Consider the following 20,274-nt stretch of genomic DNA (forward strand, 5'->3'; position numbering starts at 1 on the left):
TTCTTCATTTTATTATTTGTTTTAAATTTATTTTTATATTAAAGTTATAATGTTCTAAAAAAATTTGATCCGAAAAATCAGCGTTTTTTGTATCAAAAATTATTGACAATCTTGCTTTTCTTTTTGTGGATTGAACTATTTTTATTAGTTGATTACTGTCCTTTTTAAAGTAAAAATAGTTATGTATTGCATTTTGTTTTGTTTCTAACACTCGTATTTCATCTTTTTCCCTTTCTGTTTTTGCTAGATACTTTTCTTGAACTAATAATTTAAGATCGTTTGCTAATATTTTTAATATGATTTTTTTGTTTAAATCCTCTATTACATAGTTTGTTTTTACTTCTTGTTCTCCGATAGTAAAATCTAATAATTTATTTCCAAAATCAGTAGTCATCACTACTCTGTGGGAATTTTGGTTTATTTTCTTTATTATGAATAAACCACTTAAAGTATTTCCATACGCTTCTATCTGAGCTTTGTATATATAATCTAATTCAGGATTTGCAAAGTATGGATTTAGAATTATTTGTTCTTTATGCTCTAATACTGAATTTTCTAAAGGTTCATATATTTTACAACCTTGCAAAAATACGCCTAATATACTAGTTATCAAAAACCTCGTCGTTAAACTTTGCATTTATTTGTTTACTTTTAAATACTATTTTTGTAAAGTCATCTGATGGTTCTATTAATTTTACTTGAGAAACGCTTGGATCATCTTTTGGAAACGTTAACTCAATTTGTTTGATGTATTTCTTCACTTGATTGGCTTTGGACAACAACTTAACAATGTAATTATCGTTCGTTTTAAAATAAGTAATAGCAAATTCTTTATCATCAAACATATTCCCGCTCACGCTACCAATAATCATCTTATTGATTTTCTCAAAAAGTTTCCCATCTACAGTACTTTTCTTCCCTTGGTCGTTAATAAAAACTTTATTGTTTTTAAAAACGATACTGTATTGATACGGTTTGTTGTATTGCCAGTTTAACAAATTAGGCAATTTGAAATACATTTTCCCTGAACTTTCAATATCTTTTGATAAGAAATCCAAGTGTTTGTATTGTACAAAGTCCGTTTTAATTGTTTTAATATTTTTATTTTCTTTTTCTACTAGGTTCTTAAATTTTGTAATTTCAGAATCTGTCATTTTTTGTTCTTGCGCCCAAAAGGAAACAAAAAACAAACAAGCCAATAGTGTGAGTGTATTTTTTTTATCATTATATTTTCTATAATTATTTTTTTTCAAATTCCTCTACCGTAATTGTTTTGTATTTATTTTTTCGCAATAATAACAATAATCGTGCCAAAACATTTACCGTTTTTTGAGAAATATCGTGAAGTAATATAATTTTTCCTTTTTTTAAATTGGAAGTGATCCTCTCAAAAATTAAATTTTCATCTGAAATAACCGTATCCAACGATCGGATATTCCATCCTATAACTTTATAGTTTTTTTCTTTTACTGCCTTAGCAATGTGTGGATTTGTTACTCCAAAAGGCGGACGAAAATAACGATTACTTTTCCCCGTTATTTTCTCAAGTAAAGCATCTGTCTGTTCAAATTCATCCAACAAACGTTTTTTGCTAAAAAATCCCATTTGATTAGAATGTGAATAGGTATGATTGGCAATTTGATGTCCTTCATCTACAATCCTTTTAGCAATTTCTGGATAAAGAGCTATTTGTTTTCCAATGCAAAAAAAAGTCGCTTTAGCGTCATATTTCGCTAACAAGTCCAATACCAAAGGTGTAAACTCGGTTGGTCCATCGTCAAAAGTTAACGCAATTGCATTTTCATTGGTTTTAAAACTCGAAAAGGCAGGTAAAAAATAATTCATTCTAATATCAAATGCACCCCAAGCGGTAAAACCCGTATGTATCAAAAACAGCAATACATAAGCCCACCACGGCATTTGCCAATATAAAAACAAAGGCAAAAGAAGTAGCGTAATTAAACTTATGTATTTATGTCTTAACATTGCGACAATACAACCAAACTATGGTCTCTTCCTTGATATTGGTTATACAATAACACTTTTTTCAATGCAGTAGGCTTGATAGCATTCCATTGTAAAATTTCAGGAACATTTTGATTTTTCACTACATGCGATGCCACCCATAATCCAAATGCTGATGCTGTGTTATATTCACCAGAAATATGTTTGTAATACAATTGTGCTGTATTAGCGAATAATGAGGTTACTTCATCATAGTACCCATCAAAATTCACATCACCATTATACCCTAAAATTATAGCATCAATTTCCGAACTATCCATTTGTTGTTCTGCTAAAAAAGAAGTTACAAAATCTTGAACTTCCGCTTTATCCAAAACATTTTTCATACTTATAGCATCCAACTTAGCATAAGTAGTGTCTTTAGCTACATTATCTAAAGCAAAAAAAGTGGCCCCTTCACTAAAAACAACACCCGCTGTAGTAGCATTTTTCACTTGAAAAGGTTGCTCATTTTCTTTTTGATTACATCTACTAATTTGAACAATTCCAATGTATGAGCAGAAGTTTCATCAACCCCACCAATTAAAACCGATGATGCCTCACCTGTTTCCACTTGCATTTTACCGTCCAACAAGGCAGTTTCAAAAGAAACCGCTCCATTTACATAGGTAAAATTGTAACTCTTACATTGTAATCCCAATGCAATTTGTCCGGCTACTGTATTGTGAGTCGATTGAATAAAAGAAGTTGGTGTAAGAAATTGCTCTTGGTTATCAATAATTGCTTTCAAGAACTTTTCTGAATCTTCCACACAACCCATTCCTGTCCCCGTAATAATAGCTTCTGGGTAAGTTAATTCCGCCTCCGCTAATGCTTTATTGGAAGCAAAAATTCCCATTTTAACCCCTTTTGCCATACGACGAATCATGGCTGGAGGAATCATTTCTTTATACGAAGGTTGTTGGGCAAAACGCACATTTTGAGTTTCATCAATAGCTATTTCGGAAAGAAAATCACCTTCAAAAGTTTTTTGAGATGAAACCGAACCCACACCGTTTATATAACAAGCTTTCATGTTGTTTTTTAGTTTTTTGAAAAAATCAAGGTTGAACAATTTCCTCCAAATCCAAATGAATTAGACAATACATAGTCTATTTCTTTATCTTGAACCTCTGTCTGTGGGATTAAATCAAACTCTTGCATTGGTGTTTTGAAATTTAAATTCGGGAACACTTTTCCGTTTTGCATAGCCAAAACACTGTAGACTGCTTCAATAGCAGCTGCTGCAGCTAAAGTATGTCCTGTAAATGCTTTAGTTGAACTAAACTCAGGAATCGCATACCCTTCGAAAGCACGGATAATCGCTCTTCCTTCCGATAAATCGTTATTTGGTGTAGCTGTTCCATGCGCATTGATATAATCAATCGCATCAGGCGTTATATCTGCCATTTTAAAAGCTTTTTGCATCGCCAAGAAAGCGCCTTCTCCATTTTCAGAAGATGCCGTTTGATGGTAAGCATCATTCGCATTTCCAAAACCTTTTAAATAAGCTAATACTTTTTTTCCCTCTTGAGCTACAAGCTTATCAGACTCTAACACGATAAAGGCGGCTGCTTCCCCAAGATTCAACCCTTTACGATTGTCATCAAAAGGCGTATTAAATGTGTCTGAAAGTATCATTAAGGTTTTAAAACCGTTTATTGTAAACTTAGACATCGCATCTGTACCGCCCACAATCACTCTATCCAACTGTCCAGAAGCAATCATTCTGGCGCCTAACATTATAGCATTTGCAGCAGAAGAACAGGCTGTACTCACTGTTGACACAAACCCTTTTAATCCAATATAGTCGGCAATCTTGTGTGATGAATCACCTGCGTCATGCGCACTAATATATTTTTGAATTTCTGGATTTTCGAAATATTCATAATAATAACGTTCCGTCATATCCATTCCTCCTACACTAGTAGCCGAAATCAAACCTGTGCGATACGCGTTTATATCTTTAATTTGAGCATCTTCTACAGCTTTTTGAGCTGCATAAGCACCTAATAAAGCGGTACGTGAAAAATTATTAGATTCAGGTAAACCTAACAAGTTAACCAATTCTTGGTTACTCAATTTAATTTCCCCTACTTTAATAACATCTTTATGAGTCGTCTCAAAATTTTCAATTTCGGAAACTCCCGTTTGTTTATTAATTAATGACTCATAATTTTCTGCTACAGTTTTACCTATCGCAGAAATAATCCCCATACCTGTTATAGCAATTTTCATCTAGATGAAAGTTTATATTAGTATTCCTTGTGGTAGCACTTAAAAAGGCTGTTTCAAAAACCAGTTTAAAAACAGCCTTTTTTTATTGGTTCATTTTTTTAGAATTGCCTTTTATTTTGTTCTATTTTTAGCAATAAAGTCAGCCATAGTTTCAACTGAAGCGAAGATCGTTTTACCTTCTTTAGGATCTGTTAATTTGATACCGTATTCTTTATCTAATAAAACAATTAATTCTAAAGCGTCGATTGAATCCAATCCTAAACCATCTCCAAAAAGAGCATCAGTATCTTGGATATCTTCTACAGTTACATCTTCCAAATTTAATACTTCAATAATCTTCGCTTTTAGTTCTTGTTTTAATGCTTCCATAACTTAATTAAAAATTTGATTTATATTCTCAATATGGTGTGCTACACCTATTTTTTGTTTATCTACTAAATACACTACTGCTTTGTAGTTATCTTGAAACAACTCGACCCAGCCACATAAAACTTTATCTGCTTTATCCGTTTTGAGTAATTGTTCTGTATATGTGTGCATAAAAGGTGCATTATACGCATCGAACACAAAGAATGCGTTTTCTGAGTTTAATTTATGCTTAATACTTACTTCACCAATACAAATATTTGCCAAGGTATACACAAAAACGGCAGGGCTTGGAAAATAATTTTCTTTATCCGCAATCGAATCTTGATGTTTCACATCGGTATCCAAACTTGCGGATTGGTTGGCAAATATAACCGCTATATTATTTTCTTGCTCGTTTTTAACGGTATCTTTCAATACCATCTCAGAGGCTAAAAAAGCAAGTTTACTCAAATTATCCATTTTAAAAAATTTAGGATAACTTACTTCAAACTGTTTGTAAATACGTTTTGAAAAATCAGCAAATGATTCCTCTTCGCACGCCATTACTTTTTGACCATCCATATACAAACCTTCATTACTGAGGGTGCAAACTTTTTGTATGTTGTATTTTGCTTCCAAAATTACTGTATTTTTTTAAAAACTACTGCCGTATTACATCCACCAAAACCAGAAGCTGTTTTTAATAGCGTATTAATTTCTACTTTATCGGCATGCGTAATCACTCGAATGGGTTGACTAACGCCACACGTTTCATAACCTTTAGATACTATCAATTGGTTTTGTCTGGCACTTTCTAAAACCATCACCGTTTCTAATAAACCCGAAGCCCCTAATGTATGACCGTAATATCCTTTCATACTATTTACTGGCTTATCCTGCAATCCCAAACGATTAAAAGCTATAGCTTCCATTTCATCATTATAAGGCGTAGCCGTTCCATGTGCTGAAATGGTATCGATATGATTTGCTTCTACTCCTGCCTCTTTCAAAGCCGATTGAATACTTCTGTACAAACCTTCTCCTGTTCTTGAAGGACCTGAAATATGATTGGCATCATTTACAGCACCTTCACCCAATATTTCAAAATCATTTGATTTAATTTCCTCTTCAAAAGAAGTTACATAAACAGCTGCAACGGCTTCACCTAAAGTAACCCCTGTTCGATTAGCATCATAAGGTTTACAAGGTGCATCGCTCATAGCTTGAAAAGAATTAAATCCAGAAAGCACGAATTCTGTTACTTCATCGCCAGCAATTACATAAGCATTATCATACAAATCACCTTGAATTAAACGTTTTGCAACCGAAACTGCTAAAATTCCAGAAACACAAGCATTTGATACCACAATAGGCTCAGTAGAAAATCCAAAGTGATGCGCTACTTTTTTTGCCAACGTTGCTAATTGTGCTTGCTCTATAGTTGCTGATTTATTTTCTAATTGAATAATATCGCCTTTGGTAGTTGAAAAAATAAATGCCGTACGTTCATTAATTTTTGAGGTATCAATAATTGGCTCTAAAACTTGAACCAATAATTTTTCCATTTTTGACCAACCCTCGGCATTAGATAAAATCATATCATTAGGTATAATAGAAGCATAAAAATCTTCTAACATTCCCATACGACTATGTTTTGCAATACCTGATGCACCTTCTTGAATCGCATTCCAGTTTTGACTTACTGAATTGCCAAGTGGTGTAATACAATTGGATTTTGTAATATAACAGCGTTTCATCTTATTCAATTAATCCACATTTACGTTTCCATGCCTCAAAAAAAGGTGGAAGACTTAACGATAAATCCCCATTGCTATCTAAAAAAACTTGTACAGTTTCACCCGTACAGACTACTTGATTATCATTATCAAATATTTTGTATCTAAAAATCATTTTAGCAGCGGGAGTATCTACAAAAGTAGTTTCAATTCTAGCTACATCGCCATAACGTAAAGACAATTTATGCTCACAAGACGATTTTACTATTGGTGTTGTATACCCATTAGCTTGAACATCGAGATATGAAATCCCATGTTGACGTCCAAAGGCTTCTCTACCATCTTCAAAATAGGTAATATAATAGCCATGCCATACGATACCCAAAGGGTCCGTTTCATTAAATCGAACACGAATATCGTGCGCTACCATTAATTCTGGTATTTCTTTACACAGCTCTTTTCTTTTTATCATAGGTAATTGCAATCGTGATAGTTAAAACAAAAAATAGCACCAATAAAATCAAGTTGGGCAAAATTGTGACAATACCCGCATTACGTAATAAAACATCGTAAAAGGCATTTAATCCCCAATTCATTGGTGAAATATGTGCTATATACTGCATGATTTTTGGCATAGCAAAAACAGGAACCCAAACACCACCCACAGCAGCCAATATAACCACCGAAGTTGCTCCAAAAGGGGCGGATTGTTCTTGTGTTGTAGCCACTGTTCCTAGAAGAATTCCAAAACCAATAGCTGCTAGTCCTGCTCCTATAGCCACTAAATTCATTAAAAGGAATCGTCCGCTAATATCCAATTGAGGTAATCCTAAATAAGGAAAGACATACAATCCTACTAACATCATTAACCAAAACTGGATAATACATATTAATAAGTAAGTAATGGTTTTCCCTAAGATAACGGTACTGTAAGAAACAGGATTTGTTATTAAACGGATAAATGTTCCTTGGCTCTTTTCTTTCACAATATTAATAGACAAAGGGACAACGATAAAAAAGATGGCAAACAAAGTCCACGCGGGTACATTATGCTGTACCGAATTTGGTATTACTTCTTTGTTATCAATTTTCGGAACAATTTCTTTATAATTTATAAAACTTTTTTGTTCAAAAAGTTCCCCATCTGTTTCTCCCATTTGCTCTTGAAAAGAAGCATAAATAGTTTTATTTTCAATCGTAGCTACCATTTTATCGATAGCGTTTTTGATACCATTTTTAAAACTTAATTGAGATGCTGGGTCAAAATATAATTTGATTTCCTTTGAAGCAATAGTTTGGGCTGAAGGTATACTTTCTTCTGCTGCTACCCCAAAGCTACTCATGATTTTTTCAACATTCTGATTTACTTTGGCTTGTAAATCGGTACTTAATTTTTCTGGAACTACTATGGCTAATTGGTATTTACCCGAAAAAACTAAATCTTTAGCAACATTTTCAGTTAATTTTTTACCATTAGACGTTGTAATTACTTCTAAAGAACCGCTTTTATTCAGATTTTCAATAATAGTTTTAGAAATATCCCCATTGTCTTGGTCTACTAATAAAACAGGAATTTTTGCATCGGATACGGATTTAAATGCGCCATCTTGAATTAAAGTTATCGTGATGATTAGTACCAAAGGCATTACAAATAGAATGACTAAACCACCCAAATCACGTTTAAGCAATAATACTTCTTTATATATGGACATCCAAAGTTTATGCATTGTCTCTTAATTCTTTTCCAGTTAAAGCAATAAAAACATCTTCCAAATTATGTGCATTCGGCGTGTTTTGAATCAATTCTGTAGGAGTTCCTTCGGCAAAAATAGTACCTCTATCAATAATCGCTATTTTGTTACAGAAATCCTGTGCTTCTGTTAAATGATGTGAGGTATAAACTATAGTAGTTCCTTGTGCATTTAACTCTTTCAAAAAGTCTATTATTACATTTTTTGATTGTACATCAACACCTACAGTGGGTTCATCTAAAAACAAGACTTTAGGATTATGCAAAATTCCTGCAATCAGGTTCACTCTACGTTTCATTCCTCCTGAAAAAGTTTCAACAGGTTTATGAGCAAACTTTAACAAACCTAAATAATCTAATAATTCATCTACTTTGGTGCGTAATTCTTTCCCTTTCAAACCTAACATACTACCAAAATACAACAGATTTTCACGAGCTGTCAAGGTAGGATATAAAGCATACTCTTGAGGTACTACTCCTATACGTTGCTTAATTAAATTAGCATCTGTAGCATAGGTTAAACCATCGATACTAAAAGTCCCAGAGGTAGGTTTGACTAAACCACAAAGCATCGAAATTAAAGTAGTTTTTCCAGCTCCATTAGGACCTAACAATCCGAAGATATCATTTTGGGCTATAGCTAAATTCAAATCGTTTACTGAAAAGAAATCAGCTCCTTTATATTGCTTATAAAGCTTGGTAATATGTATAATATGATTATCCATGAATTACACTGCTTTTTTTTAGTTTTTTGAAAAAATGCTCTTCCAATTGTGCTAACTGTTCTAGCTCTGTAGCCAAAGTATTATACACATCATTTTGGTTACTTCTGTTTTTGTACACACGAGCCGCCATAACAGCAAAGTCTCTCCAGCGGTCTCCAATTTCAGTCATTTCTTTAGACAATTCTAACAATGACTCATTTTTTAATATCACAGAAGCTTCTTGCAAGAAAGCCGCATATATAAAACGGAAACCACCACCACCCGTTCCTATCTCTTCTTGCATACGCACCATTTGAGCTAAATAATGGTTCGCTACTTTTACGCCACGTTTTGATGGCCAAATGCGAATATGTTTCGCTAAACGTCTCATTCCCGCAACACCAATTAAAGGTAGCGGCGCTAACATATCTTTACAGGTATTCTTTATGCCTTTTACAATTGCTTTTTCTAATTGCAATTGACTAGGAATATTCACTGGAAAATACATGTGCCCTTTTGGAGCTAAAGCTCCTTTAGCAAAACGTACTTTTTCTAATTCCTTTTCGGTCAAAGTTGTTACGGTTTGCATTACAGGGTCACTGATTAAATAAGTTCCATTTTCTTTTCCATATACCACAAGATTATGGGCGTTGAAATGAAAACGGTATTCATCAGGGAAATAAGTAAGATTATAAACACCTACTTGTAGTCCTGTAGGCATATTATTTTTTAAATTAGCATCTAAAGCTAGTTGCGCTTTTTCAGCAGATGCAAAACGTTGTCTCTTTACTGTAATTCCTAAACGTTTTGCTGCTTTATTGAAAATACTTCCGGGCATTGGGCGGTAGCTGATAGCTGGCGCGTGATTCACCTTCAATAAAGGAAAATAGAAGAAAAACAAACCTGAACCAATACCGAAAACCATAGGTTCACTTAAATTGATTCCGTTAAACTTTAATAAGTTTGATGCGACACCGTTTTCACAATGTGCAGACTGATGGTGTGTAAAATTAATCTCCATTATATCCCTCTAAAATTTTTCAATTCATCTATCGTTATTTCAAATGCATCGGCATAACGCTGTAATTGTTTTTCCGTCAGTTTTTTAAAAACGTTTGGTTTTCCATGACGCTTTACACGCCAAGTCCACATAGAAACATAACCTGCTAAGGTTACCCAATCCATTTTGTGAACTTCCATAAAATATACAATAGGGCTCACTAAACCATTTTTAACTTGTTCATTAGCCCATTGCACACGCTCTTTTATATCTTGCATAGAATGCTCCAATGCAATCGTTTTAGGTTCCCAACCACTGCTTAAAGCGGTAGTATATTGACCATCTTTATCAACTGCATAACAAAGCTCTTTCATATTATTTTTGGAAAGATTACTTTGGTCTTGAGGCACTTCTTCTTTTTTCATTTTTTAATTCGTTTCTTGAATAAACAAATTCAATTCTGCTTCTAACACTAATTTATCCGCTATAAATGTTTTACATTCCATAGTACAAATACAATAATTATCGCTATCAAAACGTGATTTCAATACGGATTCTGTAATTATAGTTTCACCCACTTTAGGCAATCCAAAAAGTGACACTTTTTTAATTCCACTAATGAAACCGATTACCTTAACATCTTCTTTAATTTGCTGATTTTCGTCTACAAAAAAAGTTTGCCCTACAATAGATGAACAGGTTTGCGCCGCATTTTCAACCATACCTGCTTCTGCAAAAAAACCATCCGTAACAAAAATATTGTCTGCTTTTATCTCAAAGATCGTTTTAACAGTCGTTTCGGACAAATTCAAAATATAGTCCACCATAAGCATAGGTGCTCGATGAGGCAAAAAATTTTGAATTTCAATAAGTTCTTCTGTATTATTCATTTGCTCCAGCAATTACCGTTTTCATTTTTCCTGTAGCAATAATTTCTCCTTCAATAGTAGCGGTCATTTCAACCAGCGTCACGCCCATAAATTCCTGCAAAATAGCAACTTGCGTTGTAATAAATTCACCTAGTTTAGGCAATCTATTGATTTGAATACCATTAATAGAACCTATGTATCCTGTAGGAGCTGGTTCATTTTTCAAATAGTATTGGTATCCGGTATAAATAGCAACGGATTGTGCCATGTGTTCAATCAAGCCTGATTCTTGAAATATACCTTCTGAAGTAAAAATATTTTCAGCAACCACAGTTAATCCTGCTACTACGCTTCCTTCTTCAAACGACACTAATGTATCGACCATGACAAAAGGGAACTTTTGTGGAATTAATTGTTCCACGAAAGTTTTATCTACTATTGGAAATACTTGTTGTGTCATTAGCAAACTGTTAAATAAGCATACGAGTATGAAAACCTACCACTTTCAGGCACCGACAATAATATTTTGTCCCCTTTTTTCAAACGGTCTGAATTCATTAATTCTTCTAACATTAAATAGATAGATGCTGAACCTACATTTCCAACGTTACTCAAATTCATAAACCAATTTTCCATTGGTACACCTACACCTACTTTTTCTAATTCTGCGGCCAGACCTTTCACAAAATAATGTGAAGATACATGTGGCAAGAAATAATCAATTTCTGTAGCACTTACTTTATTTTTATCAAGAGCATTTTTCATACTCTCAGCACCTTTAATTAAGATTTGCGCGTCTAATAATTTCACATCTTGTTTGATTGAAAAAACGGACTGTTTCAACCATTCATTGGCAGAATAGTCACTCCAAGGCTTAATCGAGCCATCTTCTCTTTTATCACCACCCGCATACATACAAGCTTCCAATTCATGGGCATACGAATACGATTCCATCCATTCTACCTTCAACGAACGTTCGCCTCTTGGTTGATTTTCTAAAAGAAATGCACCTGCTCCATCAGACAACATCCAACGTAAGAAATCTTTTTTGAAAGCAATGATAGGTTGCTCTTCTAAAGATTTTAAGTTTACAACTTCATTCTCAAAACGGTCAGCTAACATCCAAGTTGATACACGCTCAGAACCTGTTGCAATTGCATTAGCAGTATTTCCTGATTTTACAGACATATAGGCAAACTTCATTGCAATCATACCGGCATTACAAACTCCTGACGAAGAATTCAATTCAACAGGTTTGTTTTGTAACAATCCATGTACCATAGCTGCATGCGATGGTAACAAATGGTCAGGGGTAGAAGTACCACAAGATAACAATTCGATATTTTGCGCATCAAAATCCGCATCAAACAACGATTCGATCGCTTTTTGAGTTAAATCTGCATTGGAATGTGTTGGCACACCATTATTATCTATTGCATAATAACGTGAAGTAATTCCGTTATTACGCAAAATAATGCGTCTTGCTTTAGAGGTTTTATTGTCAATTAATCCCAAATAAGATTCCATCTCCTCATTGGCAATGGGATTATTTGGTAAAAATTTTCCAGAACGAGTAATGTAAACGTCAAACATATATTTATACTCCTTGATAATAGGCTTTTAGTTTTTTAATTTTATTATTGATAAATGGGCGTTTTAAAAGATATATCAAATACACCAAAGGTGAGATACACCAAATTGCAACAAACAGATAATAGTTAAATACCTTTAACCAAAAAGGTCTTGATTTCGTTTTCTTGATGATAAGATTAGCCCAAATCTTAAACATTTTATTTGCTTTTGTATCCATTTCGATTAAAAATGGACGCACTTCTACTGCATTATGTGCTACTAATTCATTCTGAAGCGGTATACTTTTATCTTTTAGATAATTTATAATCACCTTTCCAAATTTTGTAGCTTCCTTTATTTCAGATTCTGATACACTGGTTTTGGAAAAATACCTAAATATTTTTCTTTCTTCCCTGTGAACATCCACTGAACAATTGTAATTACACTAATGTGGTTGATATTTCGATCTACCAGTACAATATTCCCTGTAAGTTTTGCACCCAATTCCTGTAATTGCTTTTTCACTTTTTCTTGTGCTAATGCCCACATATTTCTGGCACCAATTACGGTAACCACTTCGGTGTCTTTAAAAAGTTGTTTTGCTATGGCACTCTTCAAAAAAGAATTCATTGGAATGGAAGGACTCAAATACCAAACTTGATAACCTAAAATTATCAAATCATATTTTTGATGTAGCACTTCGTTTTGAGGGTCTTTTAATTCGGAAGGAATTTGCAAAAAGACTCCGGGAAAGCGTCAAAAAATGCAGCTTTATCCCATGGAAAAGGAAAACTCTTGTCAATAGAAATAGTATAATAACTTACCTCAATATCACTTTCACCTACAAGTGGTGCAGCTATATTTTGGGTAATTTGAGTTAACTGACCGGATTGACTAAATTGTACTACTAAAACTTTTTTCATTTGTTTTTTTTAACTACTGCAGTTTTTTCCAGAAATCGAAATAATTAAACCATTGCAAAGGGTATTTTTCTAAAATACTTTCTACACTTTGCGTATAGGCTTTTAGTAACCCTTTTTCATCTCTACGTTTCACATCCGCCACGCGCGCATACAAATGATAATGTAAATTGGCTTCTTTCATCACATATACAAAAACAACGGGTGCTTGTAAACGTGAGGCAATTAAAAAAGGACCTGCAGGGAAAAGTGCTTTTTCACCTAATAATGCTTCTTCAAAACATTTATTCCCTTCAAAATAGCGGTCACCTGTAAAACAAATCAATTCGTTATTAGACAAAGCTTGATTAATTTCAAAAATATGAGATAAATCTTCGCGAACGATAATAAACTTAATAGATGGTTTTTTGGTTACTGTTTCCAAATATTGTTTGATTACAGAATGTTCCAAATCGGTCGTGACCAAGTTGATTTGACAATCGAAATCAATTTCACCAAAAAAATGCTCAGCGATTTCAAAATTACCTACATGGGCACTAATTAAAACGCCCCCTTTCTTTTCTGCTAATAATTTTTTAAGATTTTCGATACCGTCAAACTCGTAGGTAAACTTATTTCTTAATCCAGCTGAAATAGCCGTTTTATCAATGAGCGTTTGCCCAAAAACGAAATAACTAACATAGATATTAAAAAATGCTTTTAGTCGGTTTTGCTTTTGACGCTGGTGCAAATAATAAAATATGGCTCTATTAGTCTTAAACTGTGTTAGAAAATAATAAAAAGCTACGAAAACGAGAACGCTGTATGCCATTCTGATTCCTAGCTTTTTAATACAAAAAACAAAAATTTTGTATCCTAATAGAGTGCCTTTGGATTTACCATCCCATTGACTCATTGTACTTTATTTTTGTGCTATTTTTGTTTCAATTAAATTGTAAAAATCTTGGAAAGTTACGATGCCTGCAAAATCAGCTTCCACTAATTTCACACCAAAACTTGATTCAATCGAAACTACTAAATCTACATAATCTAAACTATCTAATCCTAATGTTTCTTTTAAATTAGCATCGGCTGTAATGGCATCTCCATCTACCTCAAATTCATCTACAAGAATTTCATTAATTTTTTCTAAAATAACTGCTGCTTCCATTTTACTCTTTAAATTTCTTAACTATTACGGCAGAATTTGTTCCACCGAATCCAAAAGAATTTGACAAATATAGGTCAAATTTTTGATTAACTGTTTCTTTGACGATATTTAACTTAGCGGAATCCTCATCTGGTTCATCAAAATTAATATTCGGCGCGATAAAATCATTTTGCATCATTAGGGTTGAATATATCAATTCACTTGCCCCTGCCATCCAACATTCGTGCCCTGTCATCGATTTTGTAGAACTCACATAAGGTTTACTTCCAAACACTTCATAAATAGCTTTTGCTTCATTTGCATCACCTAAAGGTGTAGAAGTCGCATGGGCATTAATGTAAGTAATTTCATCAGGTGAAACTCCAGCTTGTTCTAATGCTCTGCGCATGGCTGTAGAAGGCCCATCTACATTAGGCGTAGAAATATGTCCTCCATTTGATGAAAAGCCGTACCCTACTACTTCTGCAATAATAGGAGCACCTCGTTTTACAGCTGACTCATAACTTTCCAAAATCAAGGTTGCGCCACCTCCGCTTGGCACAAGTCCATCACGATTTTTATCAAAAGGGCGAGACGCTTTAGTTGGGTCATTTTCTCTAGGAGAGAAAACGCCTAATCCGTCAAAGCTAGCCATCCCGTATTTATTTATTTCTTGAGCTCCCCCACAAATAATAATATCTTGTAACCCACTTTTTATCAAATGAAATCCAAGACCTACAGAGTGCGAACCACTAGCACAAGCTGCGCTAATTGTCATATTTACACCTCTCAATCTGAATATGGTAGCAAGATTCATGGTTACGGTTGAATTCATCGATTTAAAAATAGCGCCTGAACCAATTAAAGCCGTATCTTTCTTTTCTCTTACAATATCCGTTGCATCAATTACGGCTTTCGATACACTATCGTTACCATAAAGGATTCCTACTTCATTGTTATCAAAAAAAGCATCATCAATTTTAGCTTGTTTCAGCGCTTCGATAGTAGCCATATACGCATACTCCGTTTCTTGCCCAATACTAATGCGTTGACGTCTGTTTAGAAGTGCTTTCAACTCTGGATTTGGCACCATACCTGTTAATGCAGATTGGAAACCAAATTCTTTTCTTTCCTCATCAAAAACAATTCCTGATTTACCTTGATACAAAGATTCCTTAACTTCTTCTAAAGAAGTACCCAAACAAGAATAAATCCCCATACCAGTAATTACCACCCTTCTTCCCATCTTATTACAAGTACTTATTATGAATAGATTCCACCATTTATATTTACCACTTCTCCCGTGATATACCCAGCATTTTTAGAAGTTAAAAAGCTAACCAATGCTGCGACTTCTTCTGCTTCCCCAAAACGATTGGCAGGAATCATTTTTACCAATTCTTTTTCATCTAAATCACCTGTCATATCGGTACGAATAAAACCGGGCGCTACGGCATTTACCGTAATATTTCGTTTCGCTACTTCTTGTGCTAATGCTTTAGTAGCAGCAACTACAGCTCCTTTAGCAGCAGAATAGTTGGTTTGCCCAGTGTTCCTTTTACCCCAGATACAGAAACCATATTAACGATACGTCCATATTTGTTTCGCAACATTTTTTGAATAAAGAAATTAGTTACATTATAAAAACCATTTAAACTGGTATTAATCACATTGTTCCAATCTTCTGGAGTCATCCACATAAACAATCCATCACGAGTAATACCCGCATTGTTTACAATTACTTCCACAATTGCATTCGGATTAGCCTCTTGCCATTGCGTTAATACCGAAGTAACTTCAGCGTGGTTCCCTACATTGAATTTTATAATTTCGCCTGTAGCTCCTAAGGCTTCTACTTCTTGTAAAGTTGCTAAAGCTGCTTCTTGGTTGCCTTGATAATTAATTAAAATATGATAGTTCTTTTCTGATGCTAATTTTTTACAAATCGCACTTCCAATGCCTCTTGATCCTCCCGTAATTAATGCACACTTCATGCCTTTTTATTTAAAAAATATCCTTATTATATGGTTTTAGTTAAATATATTAACTTTTTATTATTTTAGAAAATGACTTTATCCAATCGTTAATTTTATGCGAGTCTTCCTTTTATTGCATTAAATAATCTTTCACTTGCTGCACATAAGGATACATTACCATATCATCTTTAAAAGCAGGCACTATAGCACGCACTTCGTCATAAAACTTACGCGTTTCCGTAGAAATCTGCCCTGCGTATCCTAAAGCATCTATTGCTTGAACAATAGTAATCATTTCGATAGCCAAAACTTCAAAAGCATTTTCTATGACTTTTCCTGCCATAACTGCTGCATTCGTCCCCATAGAAACGATGTCTTGGTTATCGTTATTATTGGGAATACTATGTACATACATAGGGTTTGATAACGTTTGAGATTCAGCAGTAGTTGAAACCGCTGTAAACTGAACTCCTTGCATTCCAAAGTTGAAACCTAAAGTACCAAGATTAACAAATGGTGGCAACAATTCGTTAATTTTTGAATTCAATAAATAGTTCAACTGTCTTTCTGCTAACATCGTCATTTTAGCTACCACAATTTTCAACTTATCCATTTCCAATGAAATATAATCGCCATGGAAATTACCTCCGTGATATACGTGTTTGTTTTTTACATCGATAATCGGATTATCGTTTGCTGAATTTATTTCATCTTCTAACACTTTCGCTGTGTTGTTGATGGTATCTAAAACGGGACCTAAAATTTGAGGCACGCAACGCAATGAATAATACTCTTGAACTTTTTCTTTGAAAACTTCCTCAGTATTTTCACCGCTATACAAATGCTCATCACGTTTACGTACTAAGGTACTATCACTTAAATGCTCGCGCATCATTTTAGCGATTTCTTGTTGTCCGAAGTGGTGCTTTGTATTATTCAATTCGGCTGATAGATGGTCGTCATACGCTTGAACGATTTCATTAATCGCACTTGATATTCTTACCGACCAATCCAACGCTTTTTGTGCATTATACACATTAACGATACCGATTCCTGTCATTACAGAAGTTCCGTTCATCAATGCCAAGCCTTCACGTAACTCAACTTTAATAGGCTGCAAGCCTTCTATTTCTAAAACCTCTTTAGTCGCTCTTCTTTCTCCTTTATAAAAAACTTCACCTTCACCAATCAATGTAAGTGCTAAATGAGCTAATTGTACTAAATCACCGCTTGCTCCTACTCCACCGTGTTCAAAAATTAGAGGTGTAATATCCTTATTAATAAATTCTTTCATCAAGGCAATTACAGAGGGATGCACCCCTGAATTCCCTAGAGAAAGCGTATTCAATCTAGCCAAAATAGCAGACTTTACATTTACAGGACTTAAAGGCTTACCCGTACCTGAAGCGTGACTTCTAATTAAGTTATATTGTAATTGTAAACGGTCTTCATCCTTTATGCGGTATTGCGCCATGGGTCCGAAACCTGTATTTACTCCGTATATAACTTTATTTCCTGAAAATTCTTTTAAGAAATCAAAACTCTCTTCTACTCTATTTAAAACTTCGTTACTAATTTCTACTTTTTGTTTTTTAAACACTATAGAAATAAATTCTTCTAGTTTTAAATATTCGTGTATCACTGCCATTTCAATATTTTTATATGATTGATTGAATATCTTTTTTTATTTGATATTATGTCTTTACTTTTGAAGCCACAAAGTTAATATATTCTGAAAAAGAAAAAAGGAAAAAGAAAAACATGAAACAAGAATTTGTTGATGTATTGGTAATTGGAGCAGGCCCTTCTGGCTGTGTATCGGCATCATATTTGCATAACAATGGTACTCGTGTAAAAGTGGTTGAAAAAACAAAGTTTCCAAGACTGGTCGTAGGCGAAAGTTTAATTCCTAGAGTAATGGATCATTTTTACGAAGCGGGGTTATTTCCTGCTTTAGACGCTATGAATTTTGAAAAAAATTAGGGGCTCGTTTTATTAGGGGAGAAGAAATTTGTGTTTTTGATTTTAGCATCAAACATGGCGAAGGATGGGATTGGACATGGCAAGTACCTCGTGCTGATTTTGATAATACGTTAGCTCAAGAAGTTATTAAAAAGGAATTGATTTAGAATTTGAGACGGAAGTTTTAGCTGTAAAATTTAATGGTTCCGACTCGATTACGACTGTTAAAGATAAGAATGGGGAAATGAAGGAAATTCATGCGAAATTTATCATTGATTCTAGTGGTTATGGGCGCGTACTTCCTCGTTTACTAGATTTGGATACGCCTTCTAAATTAGACCCACATTCCTCTATTTTTACCCATGTAAAAGATGTTAATAGACCAGAAGGAGTAGAAGGTACCATGATCTCTTTCGACATTTTAGAAACTGAAGTATGGCTATGGGTTATTCCGTTTTCAAATGGAAATACCAGCTTAGGTGTTGTAGGCCCTACCTCTTTTATTAATGCACTTTCTGAAAATAACGATACTGCTGAAGCATTGAAAAATGCCATTCAAAAATCAGACTATTACATCAAACGTTTTGGTGGTGTGGATTTCTTGTTTGAACCCGTTAAATTAGAAAATTATTCGCGTTCTGTAAAAAGTATGTATGGCGAAGGTTTTGCTTTAACAGGAAATAGCTCTGAATTCTTAGACCCTGTTTTCTCGTCTGGTGTTGCTTTTGCTACAGAATCGGGCATGCTATCTGCTAAATTGGTTCATCGTCAGTTAAACGGTGAAAAAATTGATTGGGAAGTAGAATTTACGCAATATATGCGTTCAGGAATTGGGGTGTTTACAACGTATGTTAAGGAGTGGTATACAGGTAATTTACAAACTTTGTTTTTCCACCAACCTGAAAATCCAGAAGTTAAGAAGAAAATCTGTGCTGTTTTAGCTGGGTATGTTTGGGATGAAACCAATCCTTTTGTTAAAAAACACGATAGTGTGATTAAAAATATGGCGCATTTATTAAAAATGGAGCAAGAGCAAAAAGAAACCCAAGTTTAAAACTTGGGTTTCTTTTTGAAACAAATTTAAATTTTTATTTAGTTTCTTTATTCATTCTTGTATATTCATAAATTAAGAAACTTAAATAATCCCATTTCACTGAGTCTAATGGATAACTCTTCATAAACTCCGCATTATCCCCGAATAAATCATTATACGTTTCTTTAAATTCATCTTTATGTAACCAAATCATTTTTTCTCCTTTTTTGATATAATATGATTTAATTACTCCTCCTCCCATTCTCATACCACCTATAGCTACTGCCTGGGTTTCACTAGCATTAGGATCTCCATAAACTTCTATAGAGCTATTAAAAGTAGGATTTATTAGTTGCATTAAATATTCTTTTTGTTCTTTCTTATTTTTTAAAGAAACTAATTGATTTTTATAAAAAACGGTTTCTTTGTCTATAACTTTTTATGATCTTTTCTACTCAAACTGCGAATATTTGTAAAATTTTTCATAGCTTTTCGAAACTTTTCTGTACCGCTCGGAGACAAATATAACTCCGAAATTTTTGAAGCATCAAAAGTCTCTACTTTTCCAGTAACACTGTCTTTAACTTCAACTTCCTTTATTTGGCCTTTTTTTCTATTAATATCTTCAAAATAACCAATGATTGAACGACCATCTTTTAAAATGATCGTTGAAGTCTTTTTATTATTAACGGAAACAAAAGTTTCTTCAAAAAGAACAGTTTCCATTTCTTTGATTTTTTCTTTTTCGTATTTGATTGTTTGTCCAATTATAACATTTGTTATAAATAACAAGGACAATCCCATTATTTTTTTCATAATTATTTAAATTCAGGAGGTAAATATACTAATTTAAACCAACTTTAATCATAATATCTTCTTTAAGTTTTTTACACACTTCAAGCATAAAAGCCTTTTCTGCTGTTTTTACTATACGATTTGTTGCAAACAGATATATTTTAAAATGCACTGCCCCCAAAAAGTTAAATACTATTTGGGGGCAGTACAAAATTGAAAAGCCTTATTATTATGATTA

The 20,274-nt window shown here is 33.7% G+C and carries 23 protein-coding genes and 3 pseudogenes; 1 reads left to right on the forward strand and 25 read right to left on the reverse strand.

The genetic code is table 11. The features are described from left to right. Positions 1 to 4: 4 nt before the first annotated feature. From lolB2 to flxA, 23 genes and pseudogenes are all read right to left on the reverse strand, one after another. A complete protein-coding gene (gene lolB2, locus JJC05_RS05465) occupies positions 5 to 613 on the reverse strand; it encodes a flexirubin biosynthesis protein LolB2 (protein ID WP_235878505.1) in 609 nt (202 codons plus the stop codon). Further along, positions 603 to 1,253 (reverse strand): flexirubin biosynthesis/transport protein LolA2, encoded by a 651-nt coding sequence (gene lolA2, locus JJC05_RS05470; protein ID WP_508625125.1) that lies wholly within the window; start codon positions 1,251 to 1,253, stop codon positions 603 to 605. Before lolA2 ends, lolB2 begins: the two co-directional genes overlap by 11 nt. After that, the gene (locus JJC05_RS05475; protein ID WP_235878507.1) at positions 1,240 to 1,986 is read right to left on the reverse strand and encodes a polysaccharide deacetylase family protein; all 747 of its coding nucleotides are present in this window, start codon (positions 1,984 to 1,986) and stop codon (positions 1,240 to 1,242) included. The genes lolA2 and JJC05_RS05475 overlap by 14 nt, the downstream gene beginning before the upstream one ends. Beyond that, on the reverse strand, positions 1,980 to 2,459 hold the full coding sequence (locus JJC05_RS18000) for a hypothetical protein (RefSeq protein WP_309597424.1): 480 nt from the start codon (positions 2,457 to 2,459) through the stop codon (positions 1,980 to 1,982). The genes JJC05_RS05475 and JJC05_RS18000 overlap by 7 nt, the downstream gene beginning before the upstream one ends. Continuing rightward, positions 2,456 to 3,040, reverse strand: a complete 585-nt coding sequence (locus tag JJC05_RS18005) for a beta-ketoacyl synthase chain length factor (protein ID WP_309597425.1) — start codon at positions 3,038 to 3,040, stop codon at positions 2,456 to 2,458. The genes JJC05_RS18000 and JJC05_RS18005 overlap by 4 nt, the downstream gene beginning before the upstream one ends. 8 nt (positions 3,041 to 3,048) lie before the next feature. Next, the gene (locus JJC05_RS05485; RefSeq protein ID WP_235878508.1) at positions 3,049 to 4,242 is read right to left on the reverse strand and encodes a beta-ketoacyl-[acyl-carrier-protein] synthase family protein; all 1,194 of its coding nucleotides are present in this window, start codon (positions 4,240 to 4,242) and stop codon (positions 3,049 to 3,051) included. A gap of 111 nt (positions 4,243 to 4,353) precedes the next feature. Continuing rightward, positions 4,354 to 4,611: a phosphopantetheine-binding protein gene (locus JJC05_RS05490; RefSeq protein ID WP_088390013.1), complete on the reverse strand. Its 258-nt coding sequence runs from the start codon at positions 4,609 to 4,611 to the stop codon at positions 4,354 to 4,356. Between the two features lie 3 nt (positions 4,612 to 4,614). Continuing rightward, on the reverse strand, positions 4,615 to 5,229 hold the full coding sequence (locus JJC05_RS05495; protein WP_127823618.1) for a 3-oxoacyl-ACP synthase: 615 nt from the start codon (positions 5,227 to 5,229) through the stop codon (positions 4,615 to 4,617). A 2-nt stretch (positions 5,230 to 5,231) separates the two neighbouring features. Further along, the gene (locus JJC05_RS05500) at positions 5,232 to 6,347 is read right to left on the reverse strand and encodes a beta-ketoacyl synthase N-terminal-like domain-containing protein (protein WP_235878509.1); all 1,116 of its coding nucleotides are present in this window, start codon (positions 6,345 to 6,347) and stop codon (positions 5,232 to 5,234) included. Between the two features lies 1 nt (position 6,348). Then, the gene (locus JJC05_RS05505) at positions 6,349 to 6,798 is read right to left on the reverse strand and encodes an acyl-CoA thioesterase (RefSeq protein ID WP_105195255.1); all 450 of its coding nucleotides are present in this window, start codon (positions 6,796 to 6,798) and stop codon (positions 6,349 to 6,351) included. Further along, on the reverse strand, positions 6,773 to 8,038 hold the full coding sequence (locus tag JJC05_RS05510) for an ABC transporter permease (RefSeq protein ID WP_258929532.1): 1,266 nt from the start codon (positions 8,036 to 8,038) through the stop codon (positions 6,773 to 6,775). The genes JJC05_RS05505 and JJC05_RS05510 overlap by 26 nt, the downstream gene beginning before the upstream one ends. A gap of 7 nt (positions 8,039 to 8,045) precedes the next feature. Continuing rightward, a complete protein-coding gene (locus JJC05_RS05515) occupies positions 8,046 to 8,801 on the reverse strand; it encodes an ABC transporter ATP-binding protein (RefSeq protein WP_105195257.1) in 756 nt (251 codons plus the stop codon). Further along, positions 8,794 to 9,801, reverse strand: a complete 1,008-nt coding sequence (gene darH / locus JJC05_RS05520; RefSeq protein ID WP_235878512.1) for a BtrH-related acyltransferase DarH — start codon at positions 9,799 to 9,801, stop codon at positions 8,794 to 8,796. The genes JJC05_RS05515 and darH overlap by 8 nt, the downstream gene beginning before the upstream one ends. After that, positions 9,801 to 10,205: a flexirubin biosynthesis protein DarG gene (gene DarG / locus JJC05_RS05525; RefSeq protein ID WP_105195259.1), complete on the reverse strand. Its 405-nt coding sequence runs from the start codon at positions 10,203 to 10,205 to the stop codon at positions 9,801 to 9,803. The genes darH and DarG overlap by 1 nt, the downstream gene beginning before the upstream one ends. A 3-nt stretch (positions 10,206 to 10,208) precedes the next feature. Next, positions 10,209 to 10,670 (reverse strand): hotdog family protein, encoded by a 462-nt coding sequence (locus tag JJC05_RS05530; protein WP_105195260.1) that lies wholly within the window; start codon positions 10,668 to 10,670, stop codon positions 10,209 to 10,211. Beyond that, entirely contained in the window at positions 10,663 to 11,109 is a 447-nt protein-coding gene (locus tag JJC05_RS05535; RefSeq protein WP_105195261.1) for a hotdog family protein, read from the reverse strand. Before JJC05_RS05535 ends, JJC05_RS05530 begins: the two co-directional genes overlap by 8 nt. Next, positions 11,109 to 12,242, reverse strand: coding sequence for a dialkylresorcinol biosynthesis protein DarB (gene darB, locus JJC05_RS05540; protein ID WP_235878514.1), 1,134 nt, complete (start codon positions 12,240 to 12,242; stop codon positions 11,109 to 11,111). The genes JJC05_RS05535 and darB overlap by 1 nt, the downstream gene beginning before the upstream one ends. 4 nt (positions 12,243 to 12,246) lie before the next feature. Continuing rightward, positions 12,247 to 13,144 (reverse strand): annotated as a pseudogene (locus JJC05_RS05545) (dialkylresorcinol condensing enzyme DarA). Positions 13,145 to 13,157: 13 nt separating this feature from the next. Beyond that, entirely contained in the window at positions 13,158 to 14,036 is an 879-nt protein-coding gene (locus JJC05_RS05550; protein WP_088390025.1) for a lysophospholipid acyltransferase family protein, read from the reverse strand. Between the two features lie 6 nt (positions 14,037 to 14,042). After that, the gene (locus tag JJC05_RS05555) at positions 14,043 to 14,291 is read right to left on the reverse strand and encodes an acyl carrier protein (RefSeq protein WP_088390026.1); all 249 of its coding nucleotides are present in this window, start codon (positions 14,289 to 14,291) and stop codon (positions 14,043 to 14,045) included. Position 14,292: 1 nt separating this feature from the next. After that, positions 14,293 to 15,516: a beta-ketoacyl-[acyl-carrier-protein] synthase family protein gene (locus JJC05_RS05560; protein WP_127823611.1), complete on the reverse strand. Its 1,224-nt coding sequence runs from the start codon at positions 15,514 to 15,516 to the stop codon at positions 14,293 to 14,295. Between the two features lie 17 nt (positions 15,517 to 15,533). After that, positions 15,534 to 16,264: pseudogene (gene flxB, locus JJC05_RS05565) on the reverse strand (flexirubin biosynthesis SDR family reductase FlxB). 112 nt (positions 16,265 to 16,376) lie between these two features. Continuing rightward, positions 16,377 to 17,894, reverse strand: coding sequence for a flexirubin biosynthesis tyrosine ammonia-lyase FlxA (gene flxA, locus JJC05_RS05570; protein WP_105195266.1), 1,518 nt, complete (start codon positions 17,892 to 17,894; stop codon positions 16,377 to 16,379). A 113-nt stretch (positions 17,895 to 18,007) separates the two neighbouring features. Here flxA and JJC05_RS05575 point away from each other — a divergent pair. Beyond that, a pseudogene (locus JJC05_RS05575) lies at positions 18,008 to 19,262 on the forward strand (NAD(P)/FAD-dependent oxidoreductase). 34 nt (positions 19,263 to 19,296) lie between these two features. Here JJC05_RS05575 and JJC05_RS16755 read toward each other — a convergent pair. Together JJC05_RS16755 and JJC05_RS16760 are read right to left on the reverse strand one after the other, a co-directional pair. Then, positions 19,297 to 19,599: a hypothetical protein gene (locus JJC05_RS16755; protein ID WP_258929533.1), complete on the reverse strand. Its 303-nt coding sequence runs from the start codon at positions 19,597 to 19,599 to the stop codon at positions 19,297 to 19,299. A 71-nt stretch (positions 19,600 to 19,670) separates the two neighbouring features. Continuing rightward, entirely contained in the window at positions 19,671 to 20,057 is a 387-nt protein-coding gene (locus JJC05_RS16760; protein WP_258929534.1) for a hypothetical protein, read from the reverse strand. Positions 20,058 to 20,274: the final 217 nt, after the last annotated feature.

Origin of the sequence: Flavobacterium davisii, from assembly GCF_019565505.1 — a bacterium.
In the GTDB taxonomy this organism is placed as follows: Bacteria; Bacteroidota; Bacteroidia; order Flavobacteriales; family Flavobacteriaceae; genus Flavobacterium; species Flavobacterium davisii.